The sequence below is a fragment of the Citrobacter sp. Cpo069 genome (assembly GCF_030332785.1).
GTDB lineage: Bacteria > Pseudomonadota > Gammaproteobacteria > Enterobacterales > Enterobacteriaceae > Citrobacter > Citrobacter portucalensis.
The window spans coordinates 28,640-47,291 of record NZ_JAOWHD010000056.1 but is presented as its reverse complement, the minus strand read 5'-3'; the positions used below and the strand labels follow the sequence as shown (position 1 = coordinate 47,291).

At 53.2% G+C, this 18,652-nt stretch carries 20 protein-coding genes; 9 read left to right on the top strand and 11 right to left on the bottom strand.

The window, feature by feature from the left end; all coding sequences use genetic code 11:
• Positions 1–17: 17 nt before the first annotated feature.
• The 4 genes from mgtA (at position 18) to OGY08_RS14725 (ending at position 5,968) form a co-directional block, all read left to right on the top strand.
• Positions 18–2,726 (top strand): magnesium-translocating P-type ATPase, encoded by a 2,709-nt coding sequence (gene mgtA / locus OGY08_RS14740; RefSeq protein ID WP_032942195.1) that lies wholly within the window; start codon positions 18–20, stop codon positions 2,724–2,726.
• 375 nt (positions 2,727–3,101) lie between these two features.
• The gene (locus OGY08_RS14735; RefSeq protein WP_008786055.1) at positions 3,102–4,079 is read left to right on the top strand and encodes a TRAP transporter substrate-binding protein; all 978 of its coding nucleotides are present in this window, start codon (positions 3,102–3,104) and stop codon (positions 4,077–4,079) included.
• Positions 4,080–4,141: 62 nt separating this feature from the next.
• Positions 4,142–4,651 carry a TRAP transporter small permease gene (locus tag OGY08_RS14730; RefSeq protein WP_020996255.1) on the top strand — a complete coding sequence of 170 codons (510 nt, stop codon included), beginning with the start codon at positions 4,142–4,144 and terminating at the stop codon, positions 4,649–4,651.
• Between the two features lie 30 nt (positions 4,652–4,681).
• The gene (locus tag OGY08_RS14725; protein WP_003830349.1) at positions 4,682–5,968 is read left to right on the top strand and encodes a TRAP transporter large permease; all 1,287 of its coding nucleotides are present in this window, start codon (positions 4,682–4,684) and stop codon (positions 5,966–5,968) included.
• A 65-nt stretch (positions 5,969–6,033) separates the two neighbouring features.
• On the opposite strand, the gene OGY08_RS14720 is transcribed toward OGY08_RS14725, so the two are convergent.
• From OGY08_RS14720 to pyrL, 5 genes are all read right to left on the bottom strand, one after another.
• Positions 6,034–6,486: a transposase gene (locus OGY08_RS14720; RefSeq protein WP_008786057.1), complete on the bottom strand. Its 453-nt coding sequence runs from the start codon at positions 6,484–6,486 to the stop codon at positions 6,034–6,036.
• Between the two features lie 72 nt (positions 6,487–6,558).
• On the bottom strand, positions 6,559–6,945 hold the full coding sequence (ridA, locus tag OGY08_RS14715) for a 2-iminobutanoate/2-iminopropanoate deaminase (protein WP_000047544.1): 387 nt from the start codon (positions 6,943–6,945) through the stop codon (positions 6,559–6,561).
• A gap of 76 nt (positions 6,946–7,021) precedes the next feature.
• Positions 7,022–7,483 (bottom strand): aspartate carbamoyltransferase regulatory subunit, encoded by a 462-nt coding sequence (gene pyrI, locus OGY08_RS14710; RefSeq protein WP_003025816.1) that lies wholly within the window; start codon positions 7,481–7,483, stop codon positions 7,022–7,024.
• A 13-nt stretch (positions 7,484–7,496) separates the two neighbouring features.
• Positions 7,497–8,432, bottom strand: a complete 936-nt coding sequence (gene pyrB / locus OGY08_RS14705) for an aspartate carbamoyltransferase (RefSeq protein WP_125363018.1) — start codon at positions 8,430–8,432, stop codon at positions 7,497–7,499.
• A gap of 36 nt (positions 8,433–8,468) precedes the next feature.
• Positions 8,469–8,570, bottom strand: a complete 102-nt coding sequence (gene pyrL / locus OGY08_RS14700; RefSeq protein WP_003025819.1) for a pyr operon leader peptide — start codon at positions 8,568–8,570, stop codon at positions 8,469–8,471.
• A gap of 238 nt (positions 8,571–8,808) precedes the next feature.
• Here pyrL and OGY08_RS14695 point away from each other — a divergent pair, with 238 nt between their 5' ends.
• The gene (locus OGY08_RS14695; RefSeq protein WP_125363019.1) at positions 8,809–9,261 is read left to right on the top strand and encodes a YhcH/YjgK/YiaL family protein; all 453 of its coding nucleotides are present in this window, start codon (positions 8,809–8,811) and stop codon (positions 9,259–9,261) included.
• 107 nt (positions 9,262–9,368) lie between these two features.
• On the opposite strand, the gene argF is transcribed toward OGY08_RS14695, so the two are convergent.
• Together argF and argL are read right to left on the bottom strand one after the other, a co-directional pair.
• Positions 9,369–10,373: an ornithine carbamoyltransferase gene (gene argF / locus OGY08_RS14690; protein WP_125363020.1), complete on the bottom strand. Its 1,005-nt coding sequence runs from the start codon at positions 10,371–10,373 to the stop codon at positions 9,369–9,371.
• On the bottom strand, positions 10,343–10,438 hold the full coding sequence (gene argL / locus OGY08_RS25320; protein WP_370867251.1) for a putative translational regulatory protein ArgL: 96 nt from the start codon (positions 10,436–10,438) through the stop codon (positions 10,343–10,345). The genes argF and argL overlap by 31 nt, the downstream gene beginning before the upstream one ends.
• A gap of 98 nt (positions 10,439–10,536) precedes the next feature.
• Between argL and rraB the strand changes: the two genes are divergently transcribed.
• From rraB to OGY08_RS14675, 3 genes are all read left to right on the top strand, one after another.
• On the top strand, positions 10,537–10,962 hold the full coding sequence (gene rraB / locus OGY08_RS14685; RefSeq protein WP_003025845.1) for a ribonuclease E inhibitor RraB: 426 nt from the start codon (positions 10,537–10,539) through the stop codon (positions 10,960–10,962).
• Positions 10,963–11,013: 51 nt separating this feature from the next.
• Entirely contained in the window at positions 11,014–11,772 is a 759-nt protein-coding gene (miaE, locus tag OGY08_RS14680; RefSeq protein WP_008786061.1) for a tRNA isopentenyl-2-thiomethyl-A-37 hydroxylase MiaE, read from the top strand.
• A 165-nt stretch (positions 11,773–11,937) separates the two neighbouring features.
• Positions 11,938–12,768, top strand: coding sequence for a topoisomerase II (locus OGY08_RS14675; RefSeq protein WP_125363022.1), 831 nt, complete (start codon positions 11,938–11,940; stop codon positions 12,766–12,768).
• Between the two features lie 26 nt (positions 12,769–12,794).
• Here OGY08_RS14675 and OGY08_RS14670 read toward each other — a convergent pair whose 3' ends face one another.
• From OGY08_RS14670 to pepA, 4 genes are all read right to left on the bottom strand, one after another.
• Positions 12,795–13,298 (bottom strand): GNAT family N-acetyltransferase, encoded by a 504-nt coding sequence (locus tag OGY08_RS14670; protein ID WP_003830259.1) that lies wholly within the window; start codon positions 13,296–13,298, stop codon positions 12,795–12,797.
• 206 nt (positions 13,299–13,504) lie between these two features.
• A complete protein-coding gene (locus tag OGY08_RS14665) occupies positions 13,505–16,360 on the bottom strand; it encodes a valine--tRNA ligase (RefSeq protein ID WP_008786064.1) in 2,856 nt (951 codons plus the stop codon).
• A complete protein-coding gene (gene holC / locus OGY08_RS14660) occupies positions 16,360–16,803 on the bottom strand; it encodes a DNA polymerase III subunit chi (RefSeq protein WP_003830256.1) in 444 nt (147 codons plus the stop codon). Before holC ends, OGY08_RS14665 begins: the two co-directional genes overlap by 1 nt.
• A gap of 119 nt (positions 16,804–16,922) precedes the next feature.
• Positions 16,923–18,434 (bottom strand): leucyl aminopeptidase, encoded by a 1,512-nt coding sequence (gene pepA / locus OGY08_RS14655; RefSeq protein ID WP_003025870.1) that lies wholly within the window; start codon positions 18,432–18,434, stop codon positions 16,923–16,925.
• Between the two features lie 153 nt (positions 18,435–18,587).
• On the opposite strand from pepA, the gene OGY08_RS14650 reads away from it, so the two are divergent.
• Positions 18,588–18,638: a hypothetical protein gene (locus OGY08_RS14650; RefSeq protein ID WP_212723231.1), complete on the top strand. Its 51-nt coding sequence runs from the start codon at positions 18,588–18,590 to the stop codon at positions 18,636–18,638.
• The last annotated feature ends 14 nt before the right edge of the window (positions 18,639–18,652 follow it).

Genomic DNA, 18,652 nt, shown 5'->3' with positions numbered 1-18,652 from the left:
GTGCAGAGGGACTGCCTATGTTCAAAAATATGACTCGCCAGCTGTTTGCCCGGCTAAGCCGCCATTTACCACATCGTCTGGTGCATCGCGATCCGTTGCCGAATGCTCAGACCGTTGCCAGCACACCGATCCCGCCATCGCTGAGCGAACATTGCCTGAAAATGGCGCTGATGGACGAAGACGCGCTGTGGAAAACGTTCGGCGCTCATCCGGAAGGCTTAAACGCCGCAGAAGTCGAGAACGCCCGTGAAATTCATGGCGAGAACCAGTTGCCAGCGCAGAAGCCGTCACCCTGGTGGGTGCATCTGTGGGTCTGCTATCGCAACCCGTTTAATATACTGCTGACCATTCTCGGGGCGATTTCCTATGCCACCGAAGATCTGTTTGCCGCTGGCGTCATCGCCCTGATGGTCGTCATCTCTACGCTGCTGAATTTTGTGCAAGAGGCGCGTTCCACCAAAGCGGCTGATGCGCTGAAAGCGATGGTCAGCAACACCGCCACGGTGCTGCGCGTTATCAACGAGAAAGGGGAGAACGGCTGGGTTGAACTGCCGATCGACCAGTTGGTTCCCGGCGATGTCATCAAGCTGGCGGCAGGGGATATGATCCCGGCCGATCTGCGCGTGGTACAGGCTCGTGACCTGTTCGTCGCCCAGGCTTCGCTGACCGGTGAATCGCTGCCGGTGGAGAAAGTGGCAACCAGTCGCGATCCGCAGCAAAGCAACCCGCTGGAATGCGATACCCTGTGCTTTATGGGCACCAACGTGGTGAGCGGCACGGCGCAGGCCATCGTGATTTCAACCGGAGCCAATACCTGGTTTGGGCAACTGGCCGGTCGCGTCAGCGAGCAGGAAAGCGAGCAGAATGCCTTCCAGAAAGGGATCAGCCGCGTCAGCATGCTGCTGATCCGCTTTATGCTGGTGATGGCGCCCATCGTGCTTATCATCAACGGCTACACCAAAGGTGACTGGTGGGAAGCGGCGCTGTTTGCCCTGTCTGTGGCGGTGGGACTGACACCGGAAATGCTGCCGATGATCGTCACTTCGACGCTGGCACGTGGGGCGGTGAAGCTGTCAAAACAAAAGGTTATCGTTAAACACCTCGACGCTATCCAGAACTTTGGCGCGATGGATATCCTGTGCACCGATAAAACCGGCACCCTGACTCAGGATAAAATTGTACTTGAGAATCATACGGATATCTCTGGAAAGCCCAGCGAACATGTCCTGCATTCTGCGTGGCTGAACAGCCATTATCAGACCGGGCTGAAGAATCTGCTGGATACGGCGGTGCTGGAAGGTGTGGACGAAGAATCAGCCCGCCAGCTCTCGACTCGCTGGCAGAAAATCGATGAGATCCCGTTTGATTTTGAACGTCGCCGCATGTCGGTAGTGGTGGCAGAAGAAACCGATGTGCACCAGCTGGTCTGTAAAGGGGCGCTACAGGAGATCCTCAGCGTATGTACCCAGGTGCGTCACAACGGTGAGATAGTCCCGTTAGATGACAACATGCTGCGTCGGGTGAAACGCGTTACGGACACGCTGAACCGCCAGGGGCTGCGCGTGGTGGCGGTGGCGACGAAATACCTGCCAGCGCGTGAAGGTGATTACCAGCGTATTGATGAATCAGATCTGATCCTCGAAGGCTATATTGCGTTCCTCGATCCGCCGAAAGAGACCACCGCACCTGCGCTTAAAGCGCTGAAAGCCAGCGGCATTACGGTGAAAATCCTCACTGGCGATAGCGAATTGGTGGCGGCAAAAGTGTGTCATGAAGTGGGCCTGGATGCGGGCGATGTGGTTATCGGTAGCAGCATTGAAGGGTTAAGCGATGATGAGCTGGCTCGGCTTGCTCAGCGCACCACGCTGTTTGCCCGTCTGACGCCAATGCACAAAGAGCGCATTGTCACGCTGCTCAAGCGCGAAGGCCATGTGGTCGGCTTTATGGGCGATGGTATAAACGATGCCCCGGCGCTGCGCGCGGCGGACATTGGTATCTCCGTTGACGGCGCGGTTGATATTGCACGTGAAGCGGCGGATATCATCCTGCTGGAAAAGAGCCTGATGGTGCTGGAAGAAGGGGTGATTGAAGGACGCCGTACCTTCTCTAACATGCTGAAGTACATCAAAATGACGGCCAGTTCAAACTTCGGTAACGTGTTTAGCGTGCTGGTGGCGAGCGCCTTCTTACCGTTCCTGCCGATGTTACCGCTGCACTTACTGATTCAGAACCTGCTGTACGATGTATCCCAGGTGGCGATTCCGTTTGATAACGTCGACGAAGAGCAGATCAAAAAGCCGCAGCGCTGGAATCCCAGCGAATTGGGCCGCTTTATGATCTTCTTTGGACCGATCAGCTCGATCTTTGACATTCTGACCTTTTGCCTGATGTGGTTCGTCTTCCATGCCAATACGCCTGAACATCAGACGTTGTTCCAGTCTGGCTGGTTCGTGGTGGGCCTGCTGTCGCAAACGTTGATTGTGCATATGATCCGTACCCGTCGTGTGCCGTTCATCCAGAGCCGCGCCGCGTGGCCGCTGATGTTGATGACGCTGGTGGTGATGGTCGTCGGCATTGCATTACCGTTCTCGCCGCTGGCCAGCTATCTGCAATTGCAGGCATTACCGCTGAGCTACTTCCCGTGGCTGATTGCGATTCTGGCGGGTTACATGACATTGACTCAATTAGTGAAAGGTTTTTATAGCCGTCGCTACGGCTGGCAGTAAACATCAAACGCCTCAGCAGGATGGTGTTAATACCATCCTGCATTCCTCATTTTCATTCGAAGATATTACCTCGCAACATTAGTGTTTTATTTTTATTGAAATGCTAACGGGTGTTATTAGTATCAAATCGCCTTCCTTGCGTTGTTTTTTTATCAATAAAACGATCTGCATTGCAAAAATGAAACAGCGTGCTAAAAATTTTAAGCGTCTGCGATTTTTTGTGAACGCAGTCATCGAAATAAATTGTTACACCAGTTAGTCTGCGCAGGTAACGTCGTTAAGAAAGTTTCTCGCTGCCCGTTTTTAATTCCGGCAGTCATTTGCTCTGCAAGCTATTCCTGTTAATGGATATTATGAACTTCTGGAGAAGGACAAATGAAACTGACAAAAAACCTGTTAAGTCTATGTATTGGCGCGTCTGTATTACTGATGAGTCATGCAACGCTGGCACAAACTTTTCGCGCCGCAGATGTGCATCCGGCTGATTACCCGAACGTTGTTGCAGTGAAACATATGGGGGAAAAACTTAGCGCCGCGACCGACGGGCGTCTGGAGATTAAAACATTTCCTGGTGGCGTGTTAGGCGATGAAAAACAGATGATTGAACAGGCGCAATTAGGCGCTATCGATATTATTCGTGTCTCAATGACGCCTGTTGCCGCCATTCTCCCTGAAATTAACGTGTTTACCCTGCCATATATTTTCCGCGATGAGGACCATCTGCATAAGGTTCTCGACGGCATGATCGGTCAGGAGATTGGCGACCGTCTGACGGCTAATACCAAATCGCGGCTGGTGTTTCTCGGCTGGATGGATGCCGGCACGCGTAACCTGATCACCAAAAATCCGGTGGTGAAACCGGAGGATTTACACGGTATGAAAATCCGCGTCCAAGGAAGTCCGATAGCGCTGGATACCCTGAAAGCGATGGGCGCTAACTCCGTTGTCATGGGCGTCAGTGAAGTATTTAGCGGCATGCAGACCGGCGTTATTGATGGCACGGAAAATAACCCGCCAACGTTTGTTGCGCATAACTATTTACCGGTCGTGAAAAACTATACCTGGAGCAAACACTTTATTATTCCTGAGCTTTTTCTGTTTTCGAAAGCTAAATGGGATAAGTTGAAAAAAGAAGATCAGGATCTCATTATTAAACTCGCCAAAGAAGCACAGATAGAGCAACGAAAACTTTGGCAGGATTATAATGCGAAATCACTGGAGACCATGAAAGCCAACGGCGTTCAGTTCCACGATATTGATACGGACTATTTCTATAAAGCCACGCAGTCAGTGCGGGATAATTACGGTAAAGACCACCAGGATTTGATCAAACGTATTCAGGATGTGAAGTAATTCATCAGGTGGAGGATATCAACCCTCCGCCTGAATCTTTTGATTAATTCGAGGTGATAATTATGGGTGAATGCTATTCATCGGTAATGGATTTTCTTTATCGAGTGTCAATGTGGATTGCCGGTATCGCATTATTGGTCATGGTCGCCATTATCCCCATTGGCATATTCGCGCGTTATGTTCTGAATAACGCCCTGTCATGGCCTGAACCCGTTGCTATTCTCTGTATGGTGACATTCACCTTTATTGGCGCGGCGGTGAGCTATCGTGCAGGCTCGCATATCGCGGTGAGCATGGTGATTGACCGTCTGGGGGATGCTTCCCGCCGTTATTGCTCGGTAATCGCAGACGTTATGTTGGTGGCGATAAGCCTGTTTATCCTCTGGTACGGAACCAATCTCTGTCTTGAACTGTGGGACCAGCCCGTGGCGGAATTCCCGCTTTTAAGCGCCGGGCAAAACTATCTTCCGTTGCCGATAGGCTCTGCCATAACGCTGCTGTTTATCGCTGAAAAGATTTTCCGTGGTCCGCAGTACCAACGTCCCGTTGTCATGCTGGGATCGACCAGCTAGTTACCGCCCCCATTTCAGAAAGGAAAGCAGATGGATGCATTTATTCTCGTCTTTACGCTCGGCATTATGCTGGCGATTGGGGTACCGGTAGCGTACGCAGTTGGCATTAGCGCCATCATTGGGGCCTGGTACATAGATATTCCGCTGGAAGCGGTAATGATCCAACTGACCAGCGGGGTGAACAAATTCTCTCTGTTAGCGATCCCATTCTTTATTCTGGCCGGGGCTATTATGGCCGAAGGGGGAATTGCGCGGCGACTGGTGAACTTTGCCTATATTTTTGTTGGTTTTATCCGCGGCGGACTGTCGCTGGTAAACATTGTGGCATCAACCTTTTTTGGCGCCATTTCCGGATCGTCGGTGGCTGATACCGCGTCCATTGGTTCGGTAATGATCCCGGAGATGGATAAAAAAGGTTATCCGCGTGACTTTGCCGCAGCGGTAACTGCCAGCGGTTCGGTGCAGGCGATTCTTACGCCGCCCAGCCATAACTCGGTTATCTACTCGCTGGCAACCGGTGGCACGGTGTCGATTGCCGCGCTGTTCATCGCCGGGATCCTGCCGGGGCTGCTGTTAAGCCTCAGCCTGATGGTGATGTGCGTGGCTTTTGCGCACAAGCGCGGTTATCCAAAAGGAGAACGTGTACCGTTTCGCCAGGCGCTGAAGATTTTCGTTGATACGCTGTGGGGCCTGATGACCGTTGTGATCATCATGGGCGGTATCCTGTCAGGTATCTTTACCGCGACGGAGTCTGCGGCAATTGCCTGCCTGTGGGCCTTCTTTGTCACCATGTTTATCTATCGTGACTATAAATGGTCTGAGCTGCCGAAGCTGATGTTCCGCACGGTGAAAACGGTCACTATCGTCATGATCCTGATAGGCTTTGCCGCCGCGTTCGGTGCTGTCATGACTTATATGCAGTTGCCGATGCGTATCACTGAAGCCTTCACCAGCATCTCGGACAACAAATACGTCATCCTGATGTGTATTAACATCATGCTGCTGCTGATCGGTACGCTGATGGATATGGCACCGCTGATCCTCATTCTGACGCCGGTTCTGCTGCCGGTGACCAACGCGCTCGGCATTGATCCGGTTCATTTTGGCATGATCATGCTGGTGAACTTAGGGATCGGCCTGATTACGCCGCCGGTAGGGTCGGTGCTGTTTGTGGCCAGTGCGGTGAGTAAACAGAAAATAGAGCAGGTGGTGAAGGCGATGCTGCCGTTCTACCTCGTGCTATTCCTGGTGCTGATGCTCGTGACGTACATTCCGGCGATTTCGCTGTTCCTGCCGAAACTGTTTGGCGTGATGTGATAAATGCCCGGTGGCGCTCGCGCTTACCGGGCCTACAAACTATGCTTCGCCAGGCCGATAATCTTTCAGACCATGCGCACAATTATATACCCAACGGCAAAGACAAAAAGAGCAATGTAGGCCCAACTGAAATGATAAAACGCATTTCTCGCTCCACGTCCGGAGCGGGCGAGAAAGATATTTTCTTCTTGGATGTGTTTTGCAGATATCTTGCGAAATTGACGGATGTAGCCAACGCAGTACGCGAGGAAAAAGAACATCACACATGCGGAGAGGGATTTAGAGAACATAATGGCGAGTAATGTGGCCGAAATGAAAAAGAACAAGAATACGATTGCGCCCGTCGATTCTAATTGTTTTAACTCACGGCGGATGCCTTCGGCGTGCTGCTCCTGCCAGCGACGGAGCGTGCTGACGCTAAATTCGTATTTTTCACATAATACCTTATTGGATACGCCGTTTTTAGACTGCTGAAGAAAATCGGCGATTTGTTCTGCGGTAAAACGAGCTTTTGTCATTACCGGCCCTCCATGGCGCGGTCAACCTTGAGATAATCCAGAACGTCGCCTGGATTATCTTTACGCTAGAAATCAGCGACGAACGGCGATCGCTTCAATCTCGATTTTCACGTCTTTCGGCAGACGGGCAACTTCTACGCAAGAACGCGCAGGGAAGGTCGCGTTGTGTTCGGTGAAGAACGCTTCGTAGGTCGCGTTTACAGTTGCGAAATCGTTCAGGTCTTTTACGAAGACGGTCGTTTTTACGATGTCGCCCACTTTCAGGCCTGCTGCTTCAACGATAGCTTTTACGTTTTCCAGCGACTGACGTGCCTGAGCGGACACGTCTTCCGCTACGGCACCGGTTTTCGGATCGACCGGGATCTGACCGGAAGTGATTACCATGCTACCCAGGTCAACGCCCTGAACGTATGGGCCGATTGCTGCTGGTGCATTTTCCGTCGCGATAGTCTTGCTCATGATTTCTCCTGAATTACAGCGGTAGTAGAATGTTCCCGCTCATTATAGGGAGCCGGGATCTCATAACCAACCCCAATTAGTTGGCCAGCACCACATAATGCGAAAACTCTTTTTCACAGTATTTGCATTTGAGTGCGATGTCATCGGCACGCTTTTTCACTGCAAAACTGGAGGAAACCGGCTCAGCATGGCTGATACAGTTGCTGTTCGGGCAAACCAGTACATTGTCGATACGCTCAGGCAGGCTCGGACGAGATTTACCCACCACGTCGTAATCGTCAATGCGGTTTACCGTTGCCTGCGGGGCGTACAGGGAGAGCTGGTTTACCTGCTCATCGGTCAGGAACGTGTTTTCAATTTTAATCAGGTCCTTACGGCCCATCTCGCCTGACGGCAGGTTCAGACCGATGGTGATACGCTGGTCGGTTTCCGTCAGTTTGAACAGCGTCAGCAGCTTAAAACCAACCTGTGCGGGAATATGGTCAATCACGGTGCCACGTTTGATGGCTTCAACCTGCAGTTTGTTATCGTGTGTCATCTCTTTTTCTCCCTTACAGTGCCAGTTCGCTATTCAGTACCAGTGCCAGTAACGCCTGGCGGGCGAAGATGCCGTTGCCAGCCTGCTGGAAATACCAGGCGTGCGGCGTCTTGTCGACGTCGGTGGTGATCTCATCGATACGCGGCAGCGGATGCAGTACCCTCATGTTTGCTCTGGCGCCGTTCAGATCGCTGGCGCGCAGAACAAACTGCGCTTTCACGTTGGCGTATTCGGACGGGTCCAGACGCTCTTTTTGTACGCGGGTCATGTAGAGGATATCGACCTCCGCCATCACCTCTTCAATAGTGCCGTGCAGGCTCCAGGCGATACCTTTTTCATTCAACATATCCAGAATGTATTGCGGCATCGCCAACGCGTCCGGGGCGATGAAGTAGAAACGGTTACCTTCGAACTTCGCCAGCGCCTGGGTCAGGGAATGGACGGTGCGGCCATATTTCAGGTCACCCACCATGGCGATGTGCAGATTGTCCAGGCGACCCTGAGTTTCCTGAATGGTGAACAGATCCAGCAGCGTTTGGGTGGGATGTTGGTTGGAGCCGTCGCCTGCGTTCAGTACCGGAACGTTACCGGAGAACTCCGTAGCCAGACGCGCGGCGCCTTCCTGCGGATGGCGCATTACGATGGCGTCGACATAGGTGCTGATGACGGAAATAGTGTCGGCCAGCGTTTCACCTTTTTTGCCCAGAGAGGTATTGCTGCTGTCAGAGAAACCCACCACGCTGGCGCCCAGGCGATGCATGGAGGTTTCAAAGGATAAACGGGTGCGGGTTGAGGCTTCAAAGAAGCAGCTGGCGATAACCTTATGCTTTAACAGCTCCGGCTGTGGGTTAGCTTTTAATTTCGCCGCTGTTGCGAGGACCAGATTGAGGTCATCGCGGCTGAGGTCGTTTATGGAAATGATGTGTTTTTGATAGAGCGGGTTAGCCATGTTTATCTCCTGACGCCTGGGCAAAAAAAAAGCCCCTCAATTGAGGGGCTCGGAATGGGTGATCAACGGAAAGAAAAACGGCAGGCCAGCGTCCTTTTTCAGACGCGGTAAGACAAAATGTCGTACACACTGAACCATACATCCTCCCGGCAAATTGTCCGCGATTATACTCAGCTCCGTTATGGGATCAAGCGAAAAATTCACAAATTATTCATCGCAAACGATTCTCATGAATATTCATTCACCCTGAATGCCAAACAGCAACAATGAGATAAACATGCGTTGACGCAAAATATCGGCAAATAGCAGTAGTATGGCAGACCGTTTTTTCGTATAACAACTAAAATGAAACGATGTTTTAATTAAGGGGTTTGAGATGATTGTCGGCAATATTCACAACCTGTATGCCTGGCTGCCGGAAGAGCTGCGTCAGGCGATTGAACACATTAAAGCGCATGTGACGGATGCGACGGAAAAGGGTAAGCACGACATCGACGGCGATCGTCTGTTTTATCTGATTGCTGAAGATATGACGGAGCCGTTTGCACAGCGCCGCGCTGAGTATCACGCGCGCTATCTGGATATTCAGATCCTGCTCAAAGGTCAGGAAGGCATGACCTTCAGCACGCAGCCTGCGGGCGCGCCGGAAACTGACTGGCTGGCGGATAAAGATATCGCCTTCCTGCCGGAAGGGGGACAGGAGAAAACGGTGGTGCTGAACGAAGGTGATTTCGTGGTGTTCTATCCGGGCGAAGTGCATAAACCGCTGTGCGCGGTCGGTGCACCAGCGCTGGTACGCAAAGCCGTGGTGAAAATGCGGGTGGCATAAGCGTATTTGCCGGGGGGCGGCTTCGCCTTGCCCGGCCTACGGGAGCGCTATTGTAGGCCGGATAAGATGCTTAGCATCGCCATCCGGCATTCTTTTCATCCATGCTCTTACTTCGCCAGCGTCGCCACCATCACCGCTTTGATGGTGTGCATCCGGTTTTCTGCCTGATCAAATACGATACTGGCGGGGGATTCAAAGACCTCATCGGTCACTTCCATTCCACCGTGCAGACCATATTCCTGTGCCATTTGTTTGCCAAGCGTGGTTTGATCGTCATGAAACGCGGGCAAGCAGTGCAGGAATTTCACCTGCGGATTGCCGGTCAACGCCATCATCGCGCTATTAACCTGGTACTTACGCAGCAGCGCAATACGTTCGGCCCACTTCTCTTTTGCCTCGCCCATTGATACCCAGACGTCGGTATAGATGAAGTCTGCGTCTTTCACGCCCGTGGCGACATCTTCGGTCAGCGTAATATTGCCGCCGTTTTTCTGTGCCAGCGCTTTGCACTCCGCAACCAGACTTTCTTCCGGCCAGCAGGCCTGCGGTGCGACCAGACGCAGATCCAGCCCGGTTAACGCGGCGGCTTCCAGCATGGAATTACCCATATTGTTGCGGGCATCACCGGTGTAGACCAGCGTCATCTCATTAAACGCTTTACCCGGCAGGTGTTCATGCATAGTTAACAGATCCGCCAGCAGCTGGGTGGGATGAAACTCGTTGGTTAATCCGTTCCACACCGGAACTCCGGCATATTCCGCCAGCGTCTCGACAATCTCCTGACCGTGGCCCCGATACTGAATACCGTCGTACATACGGCCGAGTACGCGGGCGGTGTCTTTGATCGACTCTTTATGGCCAATCTGGCTGCCGCTCGGCCCGAGATATGTCACGCGCGCGCCCTGATCGTATGCGGCAACTTCGAAAGAGCAACGGGTACGGGTTGAGTCTTTTTCGAAGATGAGCGCGATGTTTTTACCGGTGAGCTTTGCGGCTTCAGTGCCGTTTTTCTTATCAGCCTTCAGCTGTGCGGCGAGCTGAAGCAGTGACGTGAGTTCAGCAGAGGTGAAATCAAGCAGTTTCAAAAAATGTTTCTGATAAAACGCAGACATGGTTCCCTCACATGGCTTAGGCCATTTATTGAATTAAAATTCAATTTATATGGATGTTTATTCATTTGCAACCTTGTTTAACAAATCTTTCCTGGAAAGGTGGAGGCAATGACAGCGGTATGTGACAATAAGAGTATCGGCAGGACATTATGAGGAACGAGCCATGGCAAACCCGGAACTACTGGAAGAACAGCGTGAAGAAACGCGCTTGATTATTGAAGAGTTACTCGAAGATGGCAGCGATCCAGACGCGCTGTACACCATTGAGCATCACCTTTCCGCGGATGACTTCGAAACCCTGGAAAAAGCGGCAGTAGAAGCCTTCAAGCTGGGTTATGAAGTGACCGAGCCGGAAGAGCTGGAAGTGGAAGAAGGCGACACGGTTATTTGCTGTGACATTCTGAGCGAATGTGCACTGAATGCGGAGTTGATCGATGCTCAGGTTGAGCAACTGATGAACCTGGCCGAAAAATATGATGTGGAATACGACGGTTGGGGCACCTATTTTGAAGACCCGAACGGTGAAGAAGGTGAAGACGGCGACGATGAAGACCTCGTCGACGAAGATGATGACGGCGTGCGTCACTAAGTCATCAACTGACCTGCGGTAGCCCAGGCTGCCGCAGGCCAAGGACAATGTATGGATTACCTGCAAATACTCTCCCCGATCCACAACTTCCTGCACTGTAAAACGCCCCAGGCCTGGCTTGATAAAGCGCGAGACCCGGCGAATCTCCCACTGTTATTGACCGATCACCTCGTCTGTGAGCTGAAAGCGGCGCAAACGGCGATGCTGCTGGTGCGTAAGTATGTCGCAGATAAACAGGGATCGCAGGCGCTGCTGGACTGGCTGAAACCCTATGAAGCGTTTGCTTTCAGAGAAGGGGATGAGCCGGATTTTATCGCGCTGAATAAACAGATAAGCAAAAGCGTGATGCCGCAAACCGACGACCCGTGGGGACGCAAGCTTATCGACAGCATGGTTTTGCTTATCAAAGAAGAGCTGCATCACTTCTGGCAGGTGCGTGAGGCGATGATGAGCCGCAACATTCCCTATATTAAGATTACCGCCAGCCGTTACGCTAAAGGCATGCTCAAAGAGGTACGCACCCACGAGCCGCTGACGTTAATCGATAAACTGATTTGCGGGGCTTATATTGAGGCGCGTTCCTGTGAACGGTTCGCCGCGTTGGCACCGTATCTGGATGACGATTTGCAGGCGTTTTATCTGTCGCTACTGCGATCCGAGGCGCGGCACTATCAGGATTACCTGGCGCTGGCGCAGCAGGTTTCAGCCGATGATATCAGTAGCCGGGTGCGGTTTTTTGGCGAAGTAGAAGCCGCGTTGATCACCTCTCCTGACGATGAATTCCGTTTTCACAGTGGTGTGCCAGCTTAATTCCTTTCTTTGACGCGCGGTGTCCATCGCCGCGCGGTTTAATCCTTCCTGTTTCTGTTAGCAAAATCTGGTGGCTGGAAATCGCTCGCTGCTGCCGTAATAATCAAAACACACGAAGGGGAAATATATCCCCGTAACAGAGATGATTTGGCATAAGGATGGTTAATGAACTGGGCACACGTATTGTTGGCAGGTTATATCGGGGCGGTGATTGCTATCGTCATCGGCATGTTTCGCAAAAAAGGCTGGCTGGGCAAGATCTCCGGCGCGGTGGTTTTTGTGGTGGCGATTATCGCGTGGAATCTGTTTGATGTGCACTACCTGATCCCACGCGAAAGCCCGGATTATGGTCTGACCGAAGAGCAGCAGTTTGAAAAGGCGATGCTCTCCAATCCGGCATTTCAGGTGATTAAGGAGCAGGAACCTGAGCTGACACAAAAAATTATCAGCCAGGCAGCGCAGATGAAGAAAGCAGGGAGTAGCGAACAGCAGGTTATCGACGCGATACAGCCGCAAATTCTTCAGTTACAAATGGCAAGATTGCAGCAGGCGCCAGATGCCAATGTCATTGAATATATGAAAATTAACCTTGAGCAGATCGCTGCTGTGGCCAAAATAGGTGATGACGAATGCTTCCGCTTTCTGTTTCCGGCAGTGAAAGGGGGGATTAACCCGGCACGTCTGGTTCCGCATGAGATCATGAACCGTCGTATGGCGAGTGATATGAGTATGATGCGTGCTGCCTATGGTCCGAACAAACATACGGTCACGGCAGAAGAGAAACAGCTGGCGTTGCAGGATCTGCAAGCAATAAGCCCTGGGTTAGTACAGCGCTATGGGCCGGATATTCAGATCATGGCCGATCCGACTAAAGCGATCGGCAAAGAGAAGATTGCCTGTGAGATAGTGCAGGATCTCTGGTCACAGGTACTGAAGCTGCCAACCGCCCGCGCGGCTGGCGTTATTCGACTGATGCTCTCAACCGAGATGCAGTAACGCGGCTAAAGCCTCTCGGCGTAAGGTCAGAGGGGCTTTAACATCCGCACTTCACAATCCACGTGCCCGGTACAGCCCAGCGCTTCGCTGATATGCTCAAAGCCTAAATGCTCATACAGGCGGATTGCCTCAGTCAGAAACGCTGTGGTCTCCAGATAGCACTGTTTAAAACCCTGCTCGCGGGCATGTTCGAGCGCCATCAATGCCAGCTTTTTCGCCAGCCCCTGACCGCGCGCGCTCGACAGGAAGTACATCTTTTGCAGCTCGCAAATGCCTGGTTCACTACATCCTAACGGCGCAACGCCGCCGCCGCCCACGACTTCACCATTTTGCTCAACCACCCAGTAGGCCGCGCCCGGCTGGCTGTAAACCTGGAACAGTTCGTCCAGATTAGGGTCGGCAACGGTATAGCCCTTATCGGCGGTAAGCCCGTATTCAGCGGAAACTTTGCGGATAACACGGGCAATGGCGGCGTTATCATCGGCAGAAATTCGGCGCAGCGTTGCCGCGACGGAGGTAATGGCACTCATAGCGAACTCATGACATAAAAGTGAGACATATGCAGTTAATACCACTGCGGTGAGGGGAAGCGCAAGCGAGGATAATTCAATAAAAAGCCTCTGAGCATATGCGTCAGAGGCTTTATCGTCTGTGGTGTCGGATGCGCTACGCTTATCCGACCTACGATGACGGTGCCCGTTTGCCGAATAAGCGCAGCGCTATCCGGCATAGGCAATTACAGCGCGGCGATGACCGCCTGCTGTTCAATCAGCTTCGCTTTGGCTTCTGCGTAACCGTCCAGCTTCTCACGCTCTTTGGCGATAACTGCTTCCGGTGCGCGGGCAACGAAACCTTCGTTGGAAAGTTTGCCTTCGATACGGGCAATCTCGCCTTCGATTTTCGCCACTTCTTTCGCCAGACGTGCCAGCTCATCTTCTTTGTTGATGAGGCCAGCCATTGGGATCAGCAGTTCGGCGCCGTCGATGATTTTGGTCACGGAGACCGGACCTTTGTCATCGGCTGGCAGCACGGTAATGCTTTCCAGACGTGCCAGGTTCAGCAGGAAGCTGCGGTTGTCGTTCACACGACGCATCGCATCAGCGCTGCAACCACGCAGCAGCAGCTCCAGCGGTTTGCCCGGGGCGATGTTCATTTCCGCACGGATGTTACGTACGGCGACGATTGCCTGCTTCAGCCATTCGGTATCGGCCAGCGCCGCTTCATCAACCTGCGCTGCGTTATATTCCGGGAACGGCTGCAGCATGATGGTATCTGCAGTGTTGCCACAAATCACTTTCACGCGCTGCCAGATGGTCTCGGTGATGAACGGAATGATTGGGTGCGCCAGGCGCAGCAGACCTTCCAGCACGGTAACCAGCGTATTGCGGGTGCCGCGCAGTTCAGATTCGGAACCACCGTTCATGACCGGCTTGGTCAGCTCCAGATACCAGTCGCAGAACTGATTCCAGGTGAACTCGTACAGAATGCCCGCGGCGATATCGAAGCGGAAGTTATCCAGCGCTTCGCGGTACGCTTTGATGGTCTGGTTGAATTCAGCGAGGATCCAGCGGTCCGCCAGAGACAGGGTCATTTCGCCGCCGTTGAAGCCGCAATCCTGATCTTCGGTGTTCATCAGCACGAAGCGGCTGGCGTTCCACAGCTTGTTACAGAAGTTACGGTAACCTTCCAGACGCTTCATGTCCCAGTTGATATCGCGACCGGTAGAGGCCAGCGCTGCCAGGGTGAAACGCAGGGCGTCGGTGCCGTGCGGCTCGATGCCGTCCGGGAACTGCTTCTCGGTACGCTTGGCAATTTTCTCAGCCAGCTGCGGCTGCATCATGTTGCCGGTACGTTTCTCCAGCAGTTCTGCCAGAGAGATACCATCGACCATATCCAGCGGGTCAATCACGTTACCCTTGGATTTGGACATCTTCTGGCCTTCGTCGTCACGAATCAGACCGGTCATGTAGACGGTCTTGAACGGAACCTGCGGCTTGCCGTTTTCATCTTTGATGAAGTGCATGGTCATCATGATCATGCGGGCAATCCAGAAGAAGATAATGTCGAAGCCGGAAACCATCACGCTGGTTGGGTGGAACTGACGCAGTGCGTCGGTGTTTTCCGGCCAGCCCAGCGTAGAGAAGGTCCACAGTGCAGAAGAGAACCAGGTATCGAGAACGTCTTCGTCCTGGCGCAGCGCAACGTCGGCGCCGAGGTTGTTTTCCTGACGCACTTCGTCTTCGGTGCGGCCAACGTAGACATTGCCGTCGTTGTCATACCATGCCGGGATACGGTGACCCCACCACAGCTGACGGGAAATACACCAGTCCTGAATATCACGCATCCAGGAGAAGTACATGTTTTCGTACTGCTTCGGTACGAACTGGATGTCGCCGTTCTCAACCGCTTCAACCGCCGGTTTTGCCAGCACGTCGGCACGGACGTACCACTGGTCGGTCAGCATCGGTTCGATAACCACGCCGCCACGGTCGCCGTAAGGTACGGTCAGGTCGTGCGGTTTAATTTCTTCCAGCAGCCCCAGCGCATCAACGGCGGCAACCACCGCTTTACGCGCAGCAAAACGTTCCAGCTTCTGGAACTCAGCCGGGATTTCATTGGAGTAAACGTCGGACTCTTCGCCTTTGGTGTCGTACACTTCCGCGGTTTCGCGGATGTCGCCGTCAAAGGTCAGAATGTTGATCATCGGCAGGCCGTGACGTTTCCCGACTTCGTAGTCGTTAAAGTCGTGCGCCGGGGTGATCTTCACGCAGCCGGTGCCTTTTTCCATGTCGGCGTGTTCATCACCGACGATCGGAATGCGGCGGTTAACCAGCGGCAGAACAACGAATTTGCCAATCAGATCTTTATAGCGCGGATCTTCCGGGTTCACAGCCACGCCGGTATCACCCAGTACGGTTTCCGGACGGGTGGTGGCGACGACCAGGTAATCTTTACCGTCTGCGGTTTTTGCGCCGTCAGCCAGCGGATAGCGGATGTGCCACATGGAGCCTTTAGACTCGCGGTTTTCCACTTCCAGATCAGAAATAGCGGTGCGCAGTTTCGGGTCCCAGTTGACCAGACGCTTGCCACGGTAGATCAGATCTTCTTTGTACAGGCGAACAAAGACTTCTTTCACGGCATTGGAAAGACCTTCGTCCATAGTGAAGCGCTCGCGCTCCCAGTCAACGGAGTTGCCGAGACGGCGCATCTGACGGGTAATGGTGCCGCCGGATTCCGCTTTCCACTGCCAAATTTTGTCGATAAACGCTTCGCGACCGTAGTCGTGACGGGTTTTACCTTCTTCAGCGGCAATCTTACGCTCAACCACCATCTGGGTAGCGATACCCGCGTGGTCGGTACCGGCCTGCCACAGGGTGTTTTTACCCTGCATGCGCTGGTAGCGAATCATGGTATCCATGATGGTTTGCTGGAAAGCATGACCCATATGCAAACTGCCGGTGACGTTCGGCGGCGGGATCATGATGCAGAAGGACTCTTTGCTTTCATCGCCGTTAGGTTTGAAATAGCCCTGCTTTTCCCAGTGCTCGTAAAGCGGCTGTTCGATATCTTGTGGGTTGTATGTCTTTTCCATTATTTCCAGGTTGCCGTATTCAGGTTAAAACCAGCCACGCGGTAAGCTTTGTAGCGATCGCGTGCCGATTGTTTCAAAGAATCTTCGTAAGGAACGAAGTCTATCACTTCTGTGAAAGCGGTGGCAAAATCTGCAAAGCCAACGCGCAAACTGATGAGCAGGTCGCGCGGGCTGCTATTGCGTTTCTCCGGCCAGGCAATCTCTACCGGTGCGCCGCCTCTGGGGCCTTCTCCCGCCAGATTATGCGGAACAAAACTTTCTGCCGGTCTCGCCCACAGAGCTTCATCCAGTCGAAGAGCCTGCTTTTCGTTTTCACAGGCGATCAGCACGCGCTTGCCAGCACGCCAACGTTCTGCGGCAATTTCACACACCAGTTGTTCAACGGCGCTTAAGCCATCGACGGTGTTGTCATTGTCCAGAATATAGAACGTTGCGTTTCTCATGATATGGGGCTTCTTGTTGTGGATTTAAATGCAAAGCCGGGTGGCGCTACGCTTACCCGGCCTACGGTTGAGTGACGTTGTAGGCCGGGTAAGGCGAAGCCGCCACCCGGCGTTTTACATCACTCTTCGCCGTTAAAACCGGCACGATTGAGCAGGAACTGCGACAGCAGCGCGACCGGACGACCGGTTGCGCCTTTGGCTTTCCCTGAACGCCATGCGGTACCAGCGATATCCAGGTGCGCCCAGTTGTACTTACGGGTAAAGCGTGACAGGAAGCAGCCCGCGGTAATGGCACCGCCAGGACGTCCGCCGATGTTCGCCATATCCGCAAAGTTGGACTCTAACTGCTCCTGGTATTCATCACCCAGCGGCAAACGCCACGCGCGGTCACCAGCCTGCTCGGACGCACCGATCAGCTCATGCGCCAGCGGGTTGTGGTTCGACATCAGGCCGGTGATGTGATGGCCCAGCGCAATCACGCACGCGCCGGTCAGGGTCGCGACGTCAATCACTGCTTCTGGCTCAAAGCGCTCGACGTAGGTTAACACGTCGCACAGCACCAGACGGCCTTCGGCATCCGTATTGAGCACCTCAACAGTCTGTCCAGACATCGTGGTCAGCACGTCGCCTGGGCGATACGCGCGGCCACCCGGCATGTTTTCACAGCCCGCCAGCACGCCGACAACGTTGATGGGGAGCTGAAGCTCGGCCACCATGCGCATCACGCCGTATACCGCTGCCGCGCCGCACATGTCGTATTTCATCTCATCCATGCCTTCGGCTGGTTTGATGGAGATACCGCCGGAGTCAAAGGTTAACCCTTTACCGACCAGCACAATCGGACGCGCGTCTTCGGACGGATTGCCTTTGTACTCGATGACCGACATCAGCGACTCGTTCTGCGAGCCGTGACCGACGGCCAGATAAGAGTGCATGCCCAGCTCTTTCATCTGCTGCTCGCCGATTACGCGGGTCACAACATTTTTGCTGTAGCTGTCTGCCAGCTGGCGCGCCTGAGAGGCCAGGTAGGCGGCGTTACAGATGTTCGGCGGCATGTTGCCAAGATCTTTTGCCGCTTTAATGCCGGCGGCGATCGCCAGACCGTGTTGGATCGCACGCTCACCGCTGGTCAGCTCGCGGCGGGTCGGCACATTGAAGACCATTTTACGCAGCGGGCGACGTGGCTCGCTTTTGTTGGTCTTCAGTTGATCAAAGCTGTACAGCGTTTCCTGTGCCGTCTCAACGGCCTGACGCACTTTCCAGTAGTTATTGCGCCCTTTGACGTGCAACTCAGTCAGAAAGCAGACGGCTTCCATTGAGCCTGTATCATTCAGGGTATTGATGGTTTTCTGAATGACCTGCTTGTACTGGCGCTCATCAAGTTCGCGCTCTTTGCCACAACCAATAAGGAGAATTCGCTCAGACAGAACGTTAGGAACATGGTGCAGCAACAGGGTTTGACCCGGTTTGCCTTCCAGTTCGCCGCGACGCAGCAGTGCGCTGATGTACCCGTCGCTGATCTTGTCGAGCTGCTCTGCAATCGGAGAGAGGCGGCGTGGTTCAAAGACACCCACGACGATGCACGCACTCCGCTGTTTCTCCGGGCTACCGCTTTTTACACTGAACTCCATGCACTACGCTCCTGAATCTTAAAGACAACGGCGGTGGCTACGGATAGAATTGCAAGCTTTCGTAACTCATACCCGCTGTTGCGGTGACTTCGTGTTAATCTTAACGTTATTACGGCATTGGCACGTCAGAACAATTTCTGAGAGGTGGATCCGTTGAGTATAATGATCTTAGCGACGATTTCGACGACTCAAGAGAATAAATGACGTTTAAGCCATGA

Excerpts from the sequence above, each read along its gene's own strand:
- pepA (WP_003025870.1), bottom strand. The coding sequence starts at position 18,434 with ATGGAGTTCAGTGTAAAAAGCGGTAGCCCGGAGAAACAGCGGAGTGCG.
- rraB (WP_003025845.1), top strand. The coding sequence starts at position 10,537 with ATGGCAAACCCGGAACTACTGGAAGAACAGCGTGAAGAAACGCGCTTG.
- OGY08_RS14735 (WP_008786055.1), top strand. The coding sequence starts at position 3,102 with ATGAAACTGACAAAAAACCTGTTAAGTCTATGTATTGGCGCGTCTGTA.
- argL (WP_370867251.1), bottom strand. The coding sequence starts at position 10,438 with ATGAATAAACATCCATATAAATTGAATTTTAATTCAATAAATGGCCTA.
- OGY08_RS14670 (WP_003830259.1), bottom strand. The coding sequence starts at position 13,298 with ATGAGTGCCATTACCTCCGTCGCGGCAACGCTGCGCCGAATTTCTGCC.
- argF (WP_125363020.1), bottom strand. The coding sequence starts at position 10,373 with ATGTCTGCGTTTTATCAGAAACATTTTTTGAAACTGCTTGATTTCACC.
- pyrB (WP_125363018.1), bottom strand. The coding sequence starts at position 8,432 with ATGGCTAACCCGCTCTATCAAAAACACATCATTTCCATAAACGACCTC.
- OGY08_RS14675 (WP_125363022.1), top strand. The coding sequence starts at position 11,938 with ATGAACTGGGCACACGTATTGTTGGCAGGTTATATCGGGGCGGTGATT.
- miaE (WP_008786061.1), top strand. The coding sequence starts at position 11,014 with ATGGATTACCTGCAAATACTCTCCCCGATCCACAACTTCCTGCACTGT.
- mgtA (WP_032942195.1), top strand. The coding sequence starts at position 18 with ATGTTCAAAAATATGACTCGCCAGCTGTTTGCCCGGCTAAGCCGCCAT.
- OGY08_RS14695 (WP_125363019.1), top strand. The coding sequence starts at position 8,809 with ATGATTGTCGGCAATATTCACAACCTGTATGCCTGGCTGCCGGAAGAG.
- pyrI (WP_003025816.1), bottom strand. The coding sequence starts at position 7,483 with ATGACACACGATAACAAACTGCAGGTTGAAGCCATCAAACGTGGCACC.
- ridA (WP_000047544.1), bottom strand. The coding sequence starts at position 6,945 with ATGAGCAAGACTATCGCGACGGAAAATGCACCAGCAGCAATCGGCCCA.
- pyrL (WP_003025819.1), bottom strand. The coding sequence starts at position 8,570 with ATGGTTCAGTGTGTACGACATTTTGTCTTACCGCGTCTGAAAAAGGAC.
- OGY08_RS14720 (WP_008786057.1), bottom strand. The coding sequence starts at position 6,486 with ATGACAAAAGCTCGTTTTACCGCAGAACAAATCGCCGATTTTCTTCAG.
- OGY08_RS14730 (WP_020996255.1), top strand. The coding sequence starts at position 4,142 with ATGGGTGAATGCTATTCATCGGTAATGGATTTTCTTTATCGAGTGTCA.
- OGY08_RS14725 (WP_003830349.1), top strand. The coding sequence starts at position 4,682 with ATGGATGCATTTATTCTCGTCTTTACGCTCGGCATTATGCTGGCGATT.
- holC (WP_003830256.1), bottom strand. The coding sequence starts at position 16,803 with ATGAGAAACGCAACGTTCTATATTCTGGACAATGACAACACCGTCGAT.
- OGY08_RS14665 (WP_008786064.1), bottom strand. The coding sequence starts at position 16,360 with ATGGAAAAGACATACAACCCACAAGATATCGAACAGCCGCTTTACGAG.